General features: G+C 64.3%; 15 protein-coding genes. 8 read left to right on the top strand and 7 right to left on the bottom strand.

Translation table 11 applies throughout. The features are described 5' to 3' along the window. Positions 1–6: 6 nt before the first annotated feature. From nuoI to nuoN, 6 genes are read left to right on the top strand one after another with little or no spacing between them, the layout of a single operon-like run. Positions 7–555: an NADH-quinone oxidoreductase subunit NuoI gene (nuoI, locus tag BVH01_RS10765; protein WP_013791404.1), complete on the top strand. Its 549-nt coding sequence runs from the start codon at positions 7–9 to the stop codon at positions 553–555. After that, on the top strand, positions 555–1064 hold the full coding sequence (gene nuoJ, locus BVH01_RS10770) for an NADH-quinone oxidoreductase subunit J (RefSeq protein WP_027905360.1): 510 nt from the start codon (positions 555–557) through the stop codon (positions 1062–1064). The genes nuoI and nuoJ overlap by 1 nt, the downstream gene beginning before the upstream one ends. Further along, on the top strand, positions 1061–1369 hold the full coding sequence (gene nuoK, locus BVH01_RS10775; RefSeq protein ID WP_013791402.1) for an NADH-quinone oxidoreductase subunit NuoK: 309 nt from the start codon (positions 1061–1063) through the stop codon (positions 1367–1369). Before nuoJ ends, nuoK begins: the two co-directional genes overlap by 4 nt. Further along, positions 1366–3213, top strand: a complete 1848-nt coding sequence (nuoL, locus tag BVH01_RS10780; protein ID WP_075930311.1) for an NADH-quinone oxidoreductase subunit L — start codon at positions 1366–1368, stop codon at positions 3211–3213. The genes nuoK and nuoL overlap by 4 nt, the downstream gene beginning before the upstream one ends. A gap of 41 nt (positions 3214–3254) precedes the next feature. Beyond that, entirely contained in the window at positions 3255–4784 is a 1530-nt protein-coding gene (gene nuoM, locus BVH01_RS10785) for an NADH-quinone oxidoreductase subunit M (RefSeq protein WP_075930312.1), read from the top strand. 27 nt (positions 4785–4811) lie between these two features. Continuing rightward, positions 4812–6299 carry an NADH-quinone oxidoreductase subunit NuoN gene (nuoN, locus tag BVH01_RS10790; protein WP_075930313.1) on the top strand — a complete coding sequence of 496 codons (1488 nt, stop codon included), beginning with the start codon at positions 4812–4814 and terminating at the stop codon, positions 6297–6299. A 284-nt stretch (positions 6300–6583) separates the two neighbouring features. On the opposite strand, the gene BVH01_RS10795 is transcribed toward nuoN, so the two are convergent. The 3 genes from BVH01_RS10795 to BVH01_RS10805 form a co-directional block, all read right to left on the bottom strand. After that, the gene (locus tag BVH01_RS10795) at positions 6584–7648 is read right to left on the bottom strand and encodes an AI-2E family transporter (protein WP_075930314.1); all 1065 of its coding nucleotides are present in this window, start codon (positions 7646–7648) and stop codon (positions 6584–6586) included. Between the two features lie 96 nt (positions 7649–7744). Then, entirely contained in the window at positions 7745–9427 is a 1683-nt protein-coding gene (locus BVH01_RS10800; RefSeq protein ID WP_075930315.1) for a methyl-accepting chemotaxis protein, read from the bottom strand. Positions 9428–9539: 112 nt separating this feature from the next. After that, complete coding sequence (locus BVH01_RS10805; RefSeq protein WP_075930316.1) at positions 9540–10856, bottom strand: Na+/H+ antiporter family protein; 1317 nt, start codon at positions 10854–10856, stop codon at positions 9540–9542. 195 nt (positions 10857–11051) lie between these two features. Here BVH01_RS10805 and BVH01_RS10810 point away from each other — a divergent pair, with 195 nt between their 5' ends. Continuing rightward, on the top strand, positions 11052–11648 hold the full coding sequence (locus tag BVH01_RS10810) for an NADPH-dependent FMN reductase (RefSeq protein ID WP_075930317.1): 597 nt from the start codon (positions 11052–11054) through the stop codon (positions 11646–11648). An 82-nt stretch (positions 11649–11730) separates the two neighbouring features. Here BVH01_RS10810 and BVH01_RS10815 read toward each other — a convergent pair whose 3' ends face one another. From BVH01_RS10815 to BVH01_RS10830, 4 genes are read right to left on the bottom strand one after another with little or no spacing between them, the layout of a single operon-like run. Continuing rightward, on the bottom strand, positions 11731–13053 hold the full coding sequence (locus BVH01_RS10815; RefSeq protein ID WP_075930318.1) for a sensor histidine kinase: 1323 nt from the start codon (positions 13051–13053) through the stop codon (positions 11731–11733). Next, entirely contained in the window at positions 13050–13718 is a 669-nt protein-coding gene (locus BVH01_RS10820; protein WP_075930319.1) for a response regulator transcription factor, read from the bottom strand. The genes BVH01_RS10815 and BVH01_RS10820 overlap by 4 nt, the downstream gene beginning before the upstream one ends. 1 nt (position 13719) lies before the next feature. Further along, positions 13720–14034: a PepSY domain-containing protein gene (locus BVH01_RS10825; protein ID WP_075930320.1), complete on the bottom strand. Its 315-nt coding sequence runs from the start codon at positions 14032–14034 to the stop codon at positions 13720–13722. Next, positions 14034–14342: a PepSY domain-containing protein gene (locus BVH01_RS10830; protein ID WP_075930321.1), complete on the bottom strand. Its 309-nt coding sequence runs from the start codon at positions 14340–14342 to the stop codon at positions 14034–14036. The genes BVH01_RS10825 and BVH01_RS10830 overlap by 1 nt, the downstream gene beginning before the upstream one ends. 129 nt (positions 14343–14471) lie before the next feature. On the opposite strand from BVH01_RS10830, the gene BVH01_RS10835 reads away from it, so the two are divergent. Beyond that, complete coding sequence (locus BVH01_RS10835; protein ID WP_075930322.1) at positions 14472–15551, top strand: hypothetical protein; 1080 nt, start codon at positions 14472–14474, stop codon at positions 15549–15551. The last annotated feature ends 1 nt before the right edge of the window (position 15552 follow it).

Below are 15552 nucleotides of genomic sequence, written 5' to 3' on the forward strand. Positions count from 1 at the left end.
AACGAGATGCTCAAATATATCTGGGATGTGCTGGTCGGCACCGGCACGCAATTGCGCAGCCTGGTCATGGTCTTCGGCCATGGCTTTCGCAAGCGCGACACCCTGCAATACCCGGAAGAACAGGTCTACCTGCCGCCGCGCTACCGCGGCCGCATCGTACTGACCCGCGACCCCGATGGCGAAGAACGCTGCGTAGCCTGCAACCTGTGCGCCGTGGCCTGCCCGGTAGGCTGCATTTCGCTGCAAAAGGCGGAAACCGAAGACGGCCGCTGGTACCCGGACTTCTTCCGCATCAACTTCTCGCGCTGCATCTTCTGCGGCCTGTGCGAGGAAGCCTGCCCGACCACCGCGATCCAGCTCACCCCGGATTTCGAAATGGGTGAGTTCAAGCGTCAGGACCTGGTGTACGAGAAGGAAGACCTGCTGATCTCCGGCCCCGGCAAGAACCCGGACTACAACTTCTACCGCGTGGCCGGCATGGCCATCGCCGGCAAGCCGAAAGGCGCCGCGCAGGACGAAGCCGAGCCGATCAACGTCAAGGGGTTGTTGCCATAATGGAATTCGCCTTCTACTTCTCCGCAGGGGTCGCGGTTGCCTCGACCTTTGGCGTGATCACCGGCAAGAACCCGGTGCACGCCCTGCTCTACCTGATCATCTCGCTGCTCGCCGTATCCATGGTGTTCTTCAGCCTCGGCGCGCCGTTCGCCGGTGCTCTGGAGATCATCGTCTACGCCGGCGCCATCATGGTGCTGTTCGTGTTCGTGGTGATGATGCTCAACCTCGGCCCGGCCTCGGTACAGCAGGAACGCACCTGGCTGACCCCGGGCATCTGGATCGGCCCGGCGCTGCTCTCGGCGCTGCTGCTGGGTCAGCTGCTGTACGTGCTGTTCGCCGTACCGAGCGGCGCCACCATCGGCCACACCACGGTCGATGCCAAGGCCGTGGGCATTCACCTGTTCGGCCCTTATCTGCTGGCCGTCGAGCTGGCGTCCATGCTGCTGCTGGCCGCACTGGTCGCCGCCTATCACCTGGGTCGTAACGACATCAAGGATGCTACGCCATGAACGGTATTCCAATGGAGCACGGCCTGGCGCTGGCCGGCGTGCTGTTCAGCCTCGGCCTGGTGGGCCTGATGGTGCGCCGCAACATCCTGTTCGTGCTGATGAGCCTGGAAGTGATGATGAACGCCGCTGCCCTCGCCTTCGTGGTCGCCGGCGCGCGCTGGGCACAGGCTGACGGGCAGATCATGTTCATTTTGGTCATCGCCCTGGCCGCCGCCGAAGCGAGCATCGGCCTGGCGATCCTGCTGCAGCTGTATCGCCGCTTCCACACCCTCGATATCGACGCAGCCAGCGAGATGCGCGGATGAACCTCCTATTCCTGACCCTACTGTTCCCACTGATCGGCTGGTTCATCCTGGCCTTTTCCCGCGGTCGCCTGAGCGAAGGCGCTGCCGCCGTCGTCGGTGTCGGCTCGGTCGGCCTGTCGGCCCTGACCACTGCCTGGATCATGTGGCAGTTCAACGTCGCGCCACCGGCAGACGGCGTTTACACCCAGACCCTGTGGCAGTGGATGAGCGTCGACGGCCTGGCGCCGAACTTCACCCTGTACCTGGACGGCCTGTCGCTGACCATGCTCGGCGTGGTCACCGGCGTGGGCTTCCTGATCCACATGTTCGCCAGCTGGTACATGCGCGGTGAAGAGGGTTACTCGCGTTTCCTCTCCTACACCAACCTGTTCATCTTCAGCATGCTGCTGCTGGTGCTGGGCGACAACCTGATGACCCTGTTCTTCGGGTGGGAAGGCGTGGGCCTGTGCTCGTACCTGCTGATCGGCTTCTACTACAAGCACGTGCCCAACGGTAATGCGGCGCTGAAAGCGTTCATCGTCACCCGTATCGGCGACGTGTTCCTGATGATCGGCCTGTTCCTGCTGTTCCTCAACCTCGGTACCCTGAACATCCAGGAACTGATGGTGCTGGCCCCGCAGAAGTACGCAGCCGGCGACACCTGGCTGTGGCTGGCGACCCTGATGCTGCTCGGCGGCGCGGTCGGTAAATCCGCCCAGCTGCCCCTGCAGACCTGGCTGGCCGACGCCATGGCCGGCCCGACCCCGGTTTCCGCACTGATCCACGCCGCCACCATGGTCACCGCGGGCGTCTACCTGATCGCCCGTACCAATGGCCTGTTCCTGTTGACCCCGGAGATTCTCGAGCTGGTCGGCATCGTGGGTGGTGTGACCCTGGTGCTGGCGGGTTTCGCCGCCTTGGTACAGACCGACATCAAGCGCATCCTCGCCTACTCGACCATGAGCCAGATCGGCTACATGTTCCTGGCTCTGGGCGTTGGCGCCTGGGACGCGGCGATCTTCCACCTGATGACCCACGCCTTCTTCAAGGCGCTGCTGTTCCTCGCCTCCGGCTCGGTGATTCACGCCTGCCACCACGAGCAGAACATCTTCAAGATGGGCGGCCTGTGGAAGAAGCTGCCGTTGGCCTATGCCAGCTTCATCGTCGGCGGCTCGGCCCTGGCGGCGCTGCCGCTGATCACCGTGGGCTTCTACTCCAAGGACGAGATTCTCTGGGAAGCCTTCGCCAGCGGTAATTCCGGCCTGCTCTACGCCGGCCTGCTGGGCGCCTTCATGACCTCGATCTACACCTTCCGGCTGATCTTCATCGCCTTCCATGGCGAGCAGAAAACCGACGCCCATGCCGGTCATGGCATCGCCCACAATCTGCCGCTGATCGTGCTGATCGTGCTGTCGACCTTCATCGGCGCCTGGATCACCCCGCCGCTGGCTGGCGTGCTGCCGCAGAGCGCCGGCCATGCCGGTGGCGAGGCCAAGCACAGCCTGGAAATCGTCTCGGGCTGCATCGCCCTGGCCGGTATCCTGCTGGCCGCCATGCTGTTCCTCGGCAAGCGCAGTTTCGTGAACGCCGTCGCCAGCAGCGCGCCGGGTCGTTTCCTGTCGGCCTGGTGGTTCGCCGCTTGGGGCTTCGACTGGCTTTACGACAAGATTTTCGTGCAGCCCTACCTGTTCTTCTGCCGGGTGCTCGCCCGTGACCCGATCGACGGTGCCATCGGCATCGTCCCGCGCCTGGCGCGTGGTGGTCATAGCGTACTGAGCCGCAGCGAAACCGGGCATCTGCGCTGGTACGCCATCTCCATCGCCGGGGGCGCCGTGCTGGTGCTCGCCGCCGTGCTGCTGGCCTGACCGATGATCCCGAATACTTTTTCTAAGGAAACTCGCCCGTCATGATTCTGCCTTGGCTAATCCTGATCCCCTTTATCGGCGGCCTGTTGTGCTGGCAGGCGGAGCGCTTCGGCGGAACCCTGCCGCGCTGGATCGCGCTGCTGACCATGTCCCTGCTGTTCGGCCTCGGCCTGTGGCTGTGGGGCACCGGTGACTTCAGCCTGGCGCCTGCGCCGGGTGCCGAGCCACGTTGGGCCCACGAATTCCAGGTACGCTGGATCGAACGCTTCGGCATCAGCATCCATCTGGCGATGGACGGCCTGTCGGTGCTGATGGTCACCCTGACCGGTCTGCTCGGCGTCCTGTCGGTGCTCTGCTCGTGGAACGAGATCCAGAACCGCGTCGGCTTCTTCCACCTCAACCTGATGTGGATCCTCGGCGGCGTGGTCGGTGTGTTCCTGGCCATCGACCTGTTCCTGTTCTTCTTTTTCTGGGAAATGATGCTGGTGCCGATGTATTTCCTCATCGCGCTCTGGGGTCATAGCGGCAGCCCTGGCAAGAGCCGCATCAACGCGGCCACCAAGTTCTTCATCTTCACCCAGGCCAGCGGCCTGGTGATGCTGGTGGCGATCCTCGGCCTGGTGTTCGTGCACTTCAACCAGACCGGCGTGTTCACCTTCAACTACGCGGACCTGCTCAAGACCCAGCTGTCGGAAGGCACCGAATACCTGCTGATGCTCGGCTTCTTCATCGCCTTCGCGGTCAAGTTCCCGGTGGTGCCCCTGCACTCCTGGCTGCCGGACGCCCACGCCCAGGCACCGACCGCCGGCTCCGTGGACCTCGCCGGTATCCTGCTGAAGACTGCGGCCTACGGCCTGCTGCGTTTCGCCCTGCCGCTGTTCCCCAACGCTTCCGCCGAGTTCGCGCCCATCGCCATGTACCTGGGCGTGTTCGCGATCATCTACGGCGCACTGCTCTCCTTCGCACAGACCGACATCAAGCGCCTGGTGGCCTACTCCAGCGTCTCGCACATGGGCTTCGTGCTGATCGCCATCTACTCGGGCAGCCAGATCGCGCTGCAGGGCGCAGTGGTGCAGATGATGGCCCACGGCCTGTCGGCTGCGGCGCTGTTCATCCTCTGTGGTCAGCTGTACGAGCGCCTGCATACCCGTGACATGCGCGAGATGGGCGGCATCTGGGCACGTATGTCCTGGCTGCCGGCCCTGAGCCTGTTCTTCGCGGCTGCTGCACTGGGCCTGCCGGGTACCGGCAACTTCGTCGGCGAGTTCCTGATCCTGATCGGCAGCTTCAAGGCCGCGCCATGGGTCACCGTGATCGCGGCGACCGGTCTGGTACTGGGCTCGGTGTACTCGCTGATCATGATCCACCGCGCCCACTTCGGCCCGGTGAAGAACGACAGCCCGCTGCCGGGCCTGCAATTTCGTGAACTGAGCATGGTGCTGTGCCTCGCGGTGCTGCTGATCCTGCTCGGCGTTTACCCGCAACCGGTGCTCGACACCTCTGCCGCCAGCATGCAAGGCGTGCAGCAGTGGTTCAGTGGCGCTCTCGATCAACTCGCCTCGGGCCGGTAAGGGTTAAAATTTATGGAACATCATGCTGTGCAATTCACCACCCAACACCTGATCGCCCTGCTGCCGCTGCTGGTCACCTGCGCCACCGTGGTGGTGGTCATGCTGGCCATCGCCTGGAAACGCAGCCACGCGATGACCTTCGTGCTGTCGGTGATCGGCCTCAACGCGGCCCTGCTGTCGCTGCTACCGACCCTCGGCGTCACTCCGCTGCAGGTCACCCCGCTGATGCAGATCGACACCTTCGCCTGCTATTACATGGCGCTGGTGCTGATCGCCACCCTGGCGTGCGTCACCCTCACCCATGCCTACCTGGGCGAGGCCAAGGTCAATGACGGGCAGACCAAGGGCTACCCGCGCAACCGCGAAGAAATGTACCTGCTGCTGCTGCTCTCCGCGGCTGGCGGCCTGGTGCTGGTCAGCACCGAACACCTGGCGGGCCTGTTCATCGGCCTGGAGCTGCTCTCGGTTCCGACCTACGGGATGATCGCCTACGCCTACTTCAACAAGCGTTCGCTGGAAGCCGGCATCAAGTACATGGTGCTGTCGGCCGCCGGCAGCGCCTTCTTGCTGTTCGGCATGGCGTTGCTGTATGCCGACGCCGGCAGCCTGAGCTTCGCCCAGATCGGTGCCAGCCTGGCCGCTGCCAGTGGCAGCCAGCTGGTGCAGATCGGTATCGGCATGATGCTGATCGGCCTGGCGTTCAAGCTGTCCATGGTGCCCTTCCACCTGTGGACGCCGGACGTCTACGAAGGCGCCCCGGCGCCGGTGGCCGCCTTCCTGGCCACCGCCAGCAAGGTCGCGGTGTTCGCCGTGTTGCTGCGCCTGTATCAACTCTCCCCGGCAACCGCCGGCGGTTGGCTGAACGACCTGCTGACCGTTATCGCCATCGCTTCGATCCTGTTCGGTAACCTGCTGGCTCTGGTGCAGAACAACCTCAAGCGTCTGCTCGGTTATTCGTCCATCGCCCACTTCGGCTACCTGCTGGTGGCGCTGGTCGCCAGCAAGGGCCTGGCCGTGGAAGCCATCGGCGTGTACATGGCCACCTACGTGCTGACCAGCCTGGGCGCTTTCGGGGTGATCACCCTGATGTCGACGCCTTACAACGGCCGTGACGCCGACGCGCTGTACGAGTACCGCGGCCTGTTCTGGCGCCGTCCGTACCTGACCGCGGTGCTGACCGTGATGATGCTGTCGCTGGCCGGTATTCCGCTCACTGCAGGCTTCATCGGCAAGTTCTACGTGATCGCTGCCGGTGTGCAGGCGCAGCTGTGGTGGCTGATCGGTGCGCTGATCCTGGGTAGCGCCATCGCGGTGTTCTACTACCTGCGCGTGATGGTCACCCTGTTCCTCAACGAGCCGAACCTGCAGCGTCACGATGCACCGTTCAACTGGGGCCAACGTGCCGGCGGCATCATGTTGATGCTGGTGGCGGCCCTGGCCTTCGTGCTCGGCGTTTACCCGCAGCCGCTGCTGGATCTGGTCCAGCAGGCCGGTCTGGCCACTACCGCGCTCTGATCCGAGTCGCGTCATGAAAAAACGGCTGCCTCAGGGTAGCCGTTTTTGTTCGTGCGTCACGCTTTGCCTATGCCAGATAAAGCGCGGCTGTCATACCCGCTTCAGGGCAGGCGGGTTTTTCGTAGCCTGTTGCTGAGCGAAGGGATGCGCAGGAGGGCACAAGAAACGTCCCAGGGCTCAGACCCCGGGTTTCGCTTTGCTCTACTCAGGCTACGCGGGTTTACGACTGTGCGTGATAACGAAAAACGGCTGCACTGGGCAGCCGTTTGGGATGAAGCCAGCGGTTACTCCGGCAGCCTGACGGTCTTCTTGCCCGCTGCGAACAGATTCCAGCTGGCAACGAACAGCGCCGCGATCAGCGGGCCCAGCACGAAGCCGTTGAGGCCGAGCAGCGCCATGCCGCCCAGGGTGGAAATCAGGATCAGGTAATCGGGCATGCGGGTGTCCTTGCCGACCAGGATCGGGCGCAGGATGTTATCCACCAGGCCGATCACCAATACCCCGAACAGAGTCAACACCACGCCCTGCCAGATATCGCCACTGAGCAGCAGGTAGACCGCTACGGGCGCCCAGACGATGCCGGCACCCGCCGCTGGCAACAGCGACAGAAAAGCCATCAGCACGCCCCACAGCAGCGGGCTGGGGATGCCCAGCACCCAGAAGATCAAGCCACCGAGAGCGCCCTGCACCGCTGCCACCACGATGTTGCCTTTCACCGTGGCACGCACCACGCGGGTGAACTTGATCTGCAGGCGGCGCTTGGTGTTGTCGCCCAGCGGCACCGCCATGCGGATGTCACGCACCAGCTCCTGCCCATCGCGCAGCAGGAAGAACAGCAGGTACAGCATGATGAAGAAGCTGACCACGAACTCGAAGGTGCCCTGGCCGATGGCGAACACCTTGGTAGCCAGGTACTGGCTACCGGCAGCGGCGCCGCTGGTGATGCGTTCCTGCAGATCGTCCATGTTGCCCACGCCGATGCGGTCGATCTGCTGCTGCAGGAACGGCGGCAGCATTTGCTTGGTGCTGGTCACGTAGGCCCCCACGTCCAGCTCGCCGGAGTCGATGCGCTTGTAGATGCTGGTGCCCTCGGCAACCATTGCCGAGGTGATGAAGATCACCGGCAGAATCGCCACCAAAAGGCAGATGATCAGGGTCAGCAATGCCGACAGGTTGCCGCGCCCGCCCATACGCTGGGCCATGCGTCGTTGCAGCGGTGCGAACACCACGGCCAGCGCCACTGCCCAGAACACCGCGCCGTAGAACGGCAGCAATATCCAGATGAAGGCGATCGTCACCAGGACGAGCAGGAGGATGAAGGTTTTCTTTTCGAGGGAGGTCGTCTGCATGGCCGGATCACAGGAGGGGATATGGCCGTTAGTCTCCCGAGCAGCCGACAAAGTGCACTCTGTATTCGAGCGAGCGTCCCTGCTCGCCTGAACGGGTCAGATGCGGAACTGGCGAACCAGGTTCTCCAGGCCCTGACCGAGTTGCGCCAGGCTGCGTGCAGTCTGGGCGCCCTGGCGGGTTTCGTCGGCGACGCTGTCCACCGCGCCAGCGATCTGGTGCACGCTGCGGTTGATCTCCTCGGCCACCGCGGTCTGCTCTTCGGCCGCGCTGGCGATCTGCGCGTTCATGGCGTTGATGGTGCCGATCAGCCCGGCGATGGCATCGAGCGAGGCACCGGCCTTGTTGGCCTGCTCGCTGGTGATGTCGCCGGCGTCGCTGGACTGGCGCATGGCATTGACCGCATCGCGCGTGCCGCTCTGCAGGCGATCGATCATGCCCTGGATTTCCTGGGTGCTCTGCTGGGTGCGGCTGGCCAGGGCGCGCACCTCATCGGCGACCACCGCGAAGCCGCGACCCGCCTCCCCGGCACGGGCTGCCTCGATGGCCGCGTTGAGCGCCAGCAGGTTGGTCTGCTCGGCGATCGAGCGGATCACGTCGAGCACGCTGACGATGGAATGCACGTCCTTTTGCAGGTTATCCAACGAGCTGCCGCTCCCGCGGATGTCGCCAACCAGCGAGTGAATGCGCGCGATGCTGCCATCCACCACCTGCTTGGCCGCCTGCCCTTCGCGGTCGGTCTGCTGCGCCGCTTCGGCGGCACCCTGCGCGCTTTTCGCCACTTCGTGGGCTGCGGCGGACATTTCGTTGATGGCGGTGGCAACCTGGTCGGTTTCATGGCGCTGGCGCTCCATGGCCTGCTCGGAACGTTGCGCCTGGGAAGCGACCTGGCCGACCAGCTCGGTCAGCTGACCGGTCATTTCGGTGATCTGCCGCACCAGGCCGTGCACCTTGTCGACGAAACGGTTGAACGAGCCGGCCAGCTCGCCCAGCTCGTCGCGGCTGGTGACCGGCAGGCGCTTGGTGAGGTCGCCGTCACCCGCGGCAATATCGTCGAGGTTGGCCTTGATCTGCTGCAGCGGACGCAGGAAGGTGTTGGCCAGGATGCCGCCGACCACGCCAAAGATCACCAGCAGCACCGCAGCGATCATCAGGATGCTGGTGATGATGGTGCTCACCCGCTGGTCGATCCCGGCGCGCACCTCGACGATCTGCGCCTCGACGCCATCCAGGTTCACCGCGGTGCCAAGCGCCATGTCCCACTTGGGCAGGTAGTAGCTGTAGGCGAGCTTGGGCACCTGGATCGCTTCGTTGCCGGGCAGCGGCGAGGAGTAATTGACGTAGTAGCTGTTGTCCTTGGCGACGCGCACCAGCTCGCGGTTCACGAACACGCCGTTGACGTCACGCCGGTCGCTGAGGTTCTTGCCCACGTCCACCGGGCTGTCGCTGCGAAACAGCCGCACCACGTTGGAGTCGTGGCCGAAGAAGTAGCCATCCTTGCCGTACTTGATCTTCGACAGGATGGCGATGGCCTGCTTGCGGCTTTCCAGGTCGCCGGCCGGCGCGGCGTCGTACAGGCTCTGCACGGAGCCCATGGCGATCGCGCTGTAGTTCTGCAGCTCGTTGCGCTTCTCATCGAACAGTCGCTCGCGGGTTTCGGTGACCTCCTGTTCCGCCAGGCCATACAGCACCTTGGCAGCGGCGCCACTGAGCACCACGGCGAACAGCAGAACGGGAATCAGGGCCAACAGCACGACTTTGGACTTCAAGGTCAGGCGCATTTTTGTTTTCCTTATGACCAGGCAAAGCCAGAGGGTGGCTTCTACTCAGGTCATCGGCAGCCGCTAGCGAACCTTAAGAGGCTCGTCTGCAGCTAGCGCAACACTGCGCCTGCTACAGCACCATCGCTGCAACCCAGCCGAACACCAGCAGCGGCAGGTTGTAGTGCACAAAGGTGGGTACAACGGTGTCCCAGATATGATTGTGCTGGCCGTCGACGTTGAGGCCAGCCGTGGGGCCCAGGGTCGAATCCGAAGCTGGCGAACCGGCATCGCCGATGGCGCCGGCAGTGCCGACGATGCACACCGTGGCCAGCGGGCTGAAGCCCAGTTGTACGCACAGCGGCACGAAGATCGCGGCGATGATCGGCACGGTGGAGAACGACGAGCCGATGCCCATGGTCACCAGCAGACCGACCAGCAGCATCATCAGCACGCCCAGGCCCTTGCTGTCGCCTATCCAGCCGGCGCTGGCGTCCACCAGGCCCTTGATCTCACCGGTTTCGCGCATCACTTCGGCGAACCCCGAGGCGGCGATCATGATGAAGCCGATCATCGCCATCATTTTCATGCCTTCGGTGAACAGGTCGTCGGTTTCCTTCCAGCGCACGATGCCCGAGGCGGAAAAAACCACGAAGCCCAGCAGCGCGCCGATGATCATCGAGTCGAGCCACAGCTGGGCGCCGAAGGCGATGGCCACCGCCACCCCGGCGACGATCAGGCTGCGCCGGTTGTAGCTGACGTCCACCCGCTCGGTGCGCTCGACCAGCGCCAGGTCGTAGCTGCGCTTGCCGCGGTAGCTGTAAAGCGCCAGCAGCAGGCCGGCGACCATGCCCATGGCCGGAATCAGCATGGCGTGGCTGACGTTCACGCCGCTCACGTCCACGCCGCTACGCACCACGTTGGCGAGCAGGATCTCGTTGAGAAAGATATTGCCGAAGCCCACCGGCAGGAACATGTACGGGGTGATCAGGCCGAACGTCAGCACGCAGGCGATCAATCGGCGGTCGATCTGCAAACGGGTGATCACGTACAGCAGCGGCGGCACCAGCAGCGGAATGAAGGCGATATGGATAGGCAGAATGTTCTGCGAAGAGATCGCCACGGCGAGCAGTAACCCGACCAGCATCCACTTCAGCGCACCGCCGCCGCGCTCGTCCTGGCGGCCGACCAGGGTCAGCGCCTTGTCGGCCAGCGCATGGGCCAGCCCGGATTTGGCGATTGCCACCGCGAAGGCGCCGAGCAAGGCATAGGACAGCGCCACGGTAGCGCCGCCGCCCAGGCCCTTGTTGAAAGCTGCCAGCGAACCGTCCATGCCCAGGCCGCCGATCATACCGCCGGCCAGCGCGCCGATGATCAGCGCCACCACGACGTGCACTCGGCAAAGGCTGAGAATCAGCATGATGCCGACGGCGGCGATAACTGCGTTCATGAAAGGCTCCTCGAATCACCGCGAGCGCGGCGCAATCAAAAAAGCGTCGCACTCTGCCGCAAGCTGACCTGGGTGTCAAAAATCGGCGCCAGGCGAGCTCTCGTCGAGCCCGGTTCTAAGCAAATAGCACAAACGTACTTTGCGCCTGGCGCCGCGGGCGTTAGCCTCTCGCCTCTTTCATCAACGGAGGATCCCATGCTCGATATCGTTCTGATCGCCGGCTCAAGCCGCCCCGACAGCCAATCCGCCAAGGTGGCCCAGTTCCTGCGCCAACGCCTGATCACCCTGGGCAAGACCAGTGCCGAGCTAAGCCAGGTCATCGACCTCGGCACCGGCCCGCTGCCGCTGTGGCCTGCGGAAGACAACGGCACCTGGGCCGACTATGGCTCGCGCCTGCAGCGTGCCGACGCCGTGGTGGTGATCGCGCCGGAGTGGAACGGCATGGCCGGCCCGGCGATCAAGAACTTCTTCATCTATGCCAGCAAGGCCGAGCTGGCGCACAAGCCGGGGCTGCTGGTGGGCGTGTCATCGGGTATCGGCGGCGGCAGCCCGATCGCCGAGCTGCGTAGCTCCAGCTACAAGAACTGCCGGATCAACTACCTGCCCGAGCACCTGATCGTCCGGTCGGTGACCAAGGTCCTCAACGACGAACAGCCGGCCAGCGAAGACGACAGCCGCATCCGCGCCCGTATCGATTACGCGCTGGATATCCTGGCCAAGTACGGCGAAGCGCTGAAACCGGTGCGCGCTGCCATCGACCTCAGCGATCCGGCATTCACCAACGGCATGTAAGCAACACGGCGGATCGCTCCAGGTGATCCGCCTGTGGCCTGGGTAGAGCGCAGCGAAACCCGGGAACCGCTGTCGGACGTGACTATCGCGCGCGCAGCGGCAGCTCGATTCTGACCTGCAAGCCGCCCAGGTCACTGTCGTGCAGCGACAAGGTGCCGTCCCAGGCATCGACGATATCGCGCACGATACCCAGGCCCAGGCCGTGCCCCGCGGTTTGCTCATCCAGGCGAATGCCGCGGCTGAGTACCTCCTCGCGGCGTTCACCGTCGATCCCCGGGCCATCGTCGTCGACGCTCAATACGTAGGCCGTATCGGTACGCTCGATGCGCAGGCGCACCTGGCTGTCGGTCCACTTGCAGGCGTTGTCGAGCAGGTTGCCAAGCAGCTCCAGCAGGTCCTCGCGATCGCGCGGCAGGCGCAGGTCGGGCGGTGACGCCTGCCAGCTCAGCTCGATGGCGCTGTCGTGGATCATGCCGAGGGTGGCGAACAAGCCCGGCAGCTCCTCTCGGCAATCGAAATGCGCGCCGGGCAACGCTTCACCAGCCAGACGCGCACGGCCCAGCTCACGGGCAATGCGCTGCTCGATCTGTTGCAGGTGCTCGAGCAGGTTGTCGCGCAGCTCGGGGTGCGCACGCAGTTCATCCCGCGAGGCCAGGTTGACCAGCACCGCCAACGGCGTCTTCAGCGCATGGCCCAGGTTGCCGAGGGCATTGCGCGAACGTTTGAGGGTTTCCTCGGTGTGGGCCAGCAGGTGGTTGATCTGCTCCACCAGCGGCTCCAGTTCCTCGGGCACCTGCTCGTCCAGCTCCGAGCGCTGCCCTTGCTGCAGCTGGGCGATCTGCACGCGGGTCTGCTCCAGCGGCCGCAATGCACGGCTGACCGCCAGGCGCTGCAGCAACAGGATCAGGGCCAGGCTGCCCAGCCCCAGCCCCAGGCCGATACGCTGCACCCGGCGGAAGCTGTCGAGCACCGGCGTGTAGTCGCGCGCCACGCTGATGGTCAGGTTCTGGCCGAAACGCCGGTATTCGCCGCGATAGGTGACCAGGACCTGCTCTTGCGGGCCGTCCTGCAATTCAGGCTGCAGACCGTCCACGTCAGAGGGCCGCAGTTCGCTGTCCCACAACGAACGCGAACGCCAGCTCTTGTCGCTGAAGTCGATCCGGAAATACAGGCCCGAATAGGGCCGCTGATAGGCCGCGCTGAGCCGCGACTCGTCGAGTTGAATACCGGAGGGCCCGCGCACCAGGGCGATCAACAGCGATTGCGCTTCTTCTTCGAGCCCGGCCTGCATATAGCGCCGCAGGTTGCTGTCGAACAGCCACAGGCAGGTTTGCGCGAGCAACAGGCCGATGATCAGCAGCACGCTGATCAGCCCCAGGCTCAGGCGCCGCTGGATCGACCTCAAGCGGCGCTACCGGTGAACCGATAGCCCTGGCCGCGGCGGGTTTCGATCACTTCGCGGCCGAGCTTGCGGCGCAGGTGATTGACGTGCACCTCGATGACGTTGGAGTCGCGCTCGGTCTCGCCGTCGTACAGGTGTTCGGCCAAGTGGCTCTTGGAGAGAATCTGCCCGGCGTGCAGCATGAAGTAGCGCAGCAGGCGAAACTCCGCGGCGGTCAGTTCGATCTCCTGCTCGCCACGGCTGACACATTGCCGGCTTTCGTCGAGGTGCAAACCGGCAGCCTGCAGTTGCGGCTGGTTGGCCAAGCCACGGGCACGGCGCAACAGCGCCTGAATGCGTAGCTGCAGTTCTTCGGGGTGGAAGGGTTTGGTCAGGTAGTCGTCGGCACCAACCTTGAGGCCTTCGATGCGCTCAGCCCACGAACCGCGGGCGGTGAGAATCAGCACCGGGGTAGCCAGACCACCCTGGCGCCACTCCTGCAGCACCTCGAGCCCCGGCTTGCCAGGCAAACCGAGGTCGAGAATGATCAGGTCATAGGGCTCACTGGCGCCCTGGTACACGGCGTCACGGCCGTCGGCCAGCCAGTCCACGGCATAGCCCTGGCGAGCCAGTGAGGCGGTCAGTTCATCGGCAAGCGGTACGTGATCTTCAACCAGCAACAGGCGCATGTCAGTCGTCTACCTCATCCTTCAGGATCTTGCCATCGTGGGCATCGAGCTCCAGTTCACGAACCACGCCCTCGCGGGTCAGCAGTTCCACTTCATAGACGAAGACATCGTCTTCTTCTTCCAGCTCGGCTTCGAGCAGGGTCGCGCCCGGGTAACGCTCCAGCGCGGCGCGCATCAGCTGATCAAGCGGCAGGATCACGCCACTCAGGCGCAGATCCCGCGCTTCATCCTGATCCAGATCACGAGCACTGGCCGCGCAGGTCAGCGCGGCCAGCGAAACGATGCAGATGCAACGTAGAACGGGGTTGCCTTTCATCAATCATCCTGGTGGTTCTTGAGGATGGTGCCGTTGGTGGCATCCAGCTCGACATCCCATTTCTGGTTCTGGGCGTCGCGGATTTCTACCTGATAGAGGTAGCGGCCGTATTCTTCCTCGAGTTCGGTATCGCCCAGTTTACCGCCGGGATGGGCAGCAAGGGCAGCCTCGTTGAGTTTTTCGAATGACTGGATGGTGCCGGCATCACGCAGTTTCAGCGCCTCGTCCGGCCCCAGGTCACGGGCCTGGGCCATACCAGCGGTGGCAGCGAGAGCAGCAACGGCGAACAAAGCGGTCAATTTCTTCATGGTGATCTCCTGAGTAATCGTGTTTCGACGATGATCAGGTTAAGGGGAGCGACTTAATTCAACCTGAATTGCCCCACAGACCCGCGTGAGCCAGGCCCTTATACTGGTGCCTCTCTAGCGGAGGTCGGCATGAGCGCCATCCAGATCAAATTCCCTGCCCTTACGTTGAAAGCCGGCCAACGCGCCTTGACGCGCATTCGCGAGCGCGGCCTGCAGCCCGCCGATGTCGGCACCCTGCCTGGCGCAGCCGGCGGGCCCAAGGCGCTGGGTATTCAGGGCCTGGATATCGCTCTGTTCGGCGACTGGCTGGCCCGAGCGCCCCGTGAGCGCTCGCTGATTGGCGCGTCCATCGGTTCCTGGCGCTTCGCCAGCGCCTGCCTGCCCGACCCCGCCGCGGCGTTGCAGCGCCTGGGCGAGCTGTACACCGGCATGCGCTTCGCCAAGGGCGTGAGCATCGCCGAGGTAAGCGAACGCTGCGTGCGCATGCTCGACGAGCTGTTGCAACAGCAGGATGGCGCCGTGCTCGACAATCCCCATTACCGACTCAACATCGTGGTGGTGAAGAGCCACGGCCGCCTTGCCGAGGATGATCGCCGCTCCCTGGGGCTCGGGCTGTCGTCGGTGATCGGCAGCAACCTGCTCGGCCGCCCGCGCTTGGCCCGCCACTTCGAGCGGGTGATCCTGCACGACGCGCGCCTGGCGCCGCCCCTGCATCCGCTGACCGATTTCCCCTCGCGTTGCCTGCCGCTGGATATCGGCAACCTGCGCCATGCCTTGCTGGCCTCCGGCTCGATTCCTTTCGTGATGCAGGGCGTGCGCGATATTCCCGGCGCCGGACCCGGCACCTACCGCGACGGCGGCCTGCTGGACTACCACCTCGACCTGCCCTACAGCGGCGATGACGTGGTGCTGTACCCGCACTTCACCGATCGCATCATTCCCGGCTGGTTCGACAAGGGCATGCCCTGGCGCCGTGGCGACGCCATGCGCCTGCAGGATGTCCTGCTGCTGGCGCCTTCGCGCGATTACCTGGCACGCTTGCCCTACGGCAAACTGCCGGACCGCAAGGATTTCACCCGCTTTCTGAGCGACGACGCCGGGCGCGAGCGTTATTGGCGCCAGGCCATGGACGAAAGCCGGCGCATGGGCGACGAATTTCTCGAACTGACCGAGACGGGGCGCTTGGCCGATCGGCTGGTTGCGCTGTAAG

Source organism: Pseudomonas sp. PA1(2017) (assembly GCF_001945375.1).
Classification (GTDB): domain Bacteria; phylum Pseudomonadota; class Gammaproteobacteria; order Pseudomonadales; family Pseudomonadaceae; genus Aquipseudomonas.

Coding starts and splice junctions, on each gene's coding strand:
- nuoI (WP_013791404.1), top strand. CDS start 7: ATGCTCAAATATATCTGGGATGTGCTGGTCGGCACCGGCACGCAATTG.
- nuoJ (WP_027905360.1), top strand. CDS start 555: ATGGAATTCGCCTTCTACTTCTCCGCAGGGGTCGCGGTTGCCTCGACC.
- nuoK (WP_013791402.1), top strand. CDS start 1,061: ATGAACGGTATTCCAATGGAGCACGGCCTGGCGCTGGCCGGCGTGCTG.
- nuoL (WP_075930311.1), top strand. CDS start 1,366: ATGAACCTCCTATTCCTGACCCTACTGTTCCCACTGATCGGCTGGTTC.
- nuoM (WP_075930312.1), top strand. CDS start 3,255: ATGATTCTGCCTTGGCTAATCCTGATCCCCTTTATCGGCGGCCTGTTG.
- BVH01_RS10795 (WP_075930314.1), bottom strand. CDS start 7,648: ATGCAGACGACCTCCCTCGAAAAGAAAACCTTCATCCTCCTGCTCGTC.
- BVH01_RS10800 (WP_075930315.1), bottom strand. CDS start 9,427: ATGCGCCTGACCTTGAAGTCCAAAGTCGTGCTGTTGGCCCTGATTCCC.
- BVH01_RS10805 (WP_075930316.1), bottom strand. CDS start 10,856: ATGAACGCAGTTATCGCCGCCGTCGGCATCATGCTGATTCTCAGCCTT.
- BVH01_RS10810 (WP_075930317.1), top strand. CDS start 11,052: ATGCTCGATATCGTTCTGATCGCCGGCTCAAGCCGCCCCGACAGCCAA.
- BVH01_RS10820 (WP_075930319.1), bottom strand. CDS start 13,718: ATGCGCCTGTTGCTGGTTGAAGATCACGTACCGCTTGCCGATGAACTG.
- BVH01_RS10825 (WP_075930320.1), bottom strand. CDS start 14,034: ATGAAAGGCAACCCCGTTCTACGTTGCATCTGCATCGTTTCGCTGGCC.
- BVH01_RS10830 (WP_075930321.1), bottom strand. CDS start 14,342: ATGAAGAAATTGACCGCTTTGTTCGCCGTTGCTGCTCTCGCTGCCACC.
- BVH01_RS10835 (WP_075930322.1), top strand. CDS start 14,472: ATGAGCGCCATCCAGATCAAATTCCCTGCCCTTACGTTGAAAGCCGGC.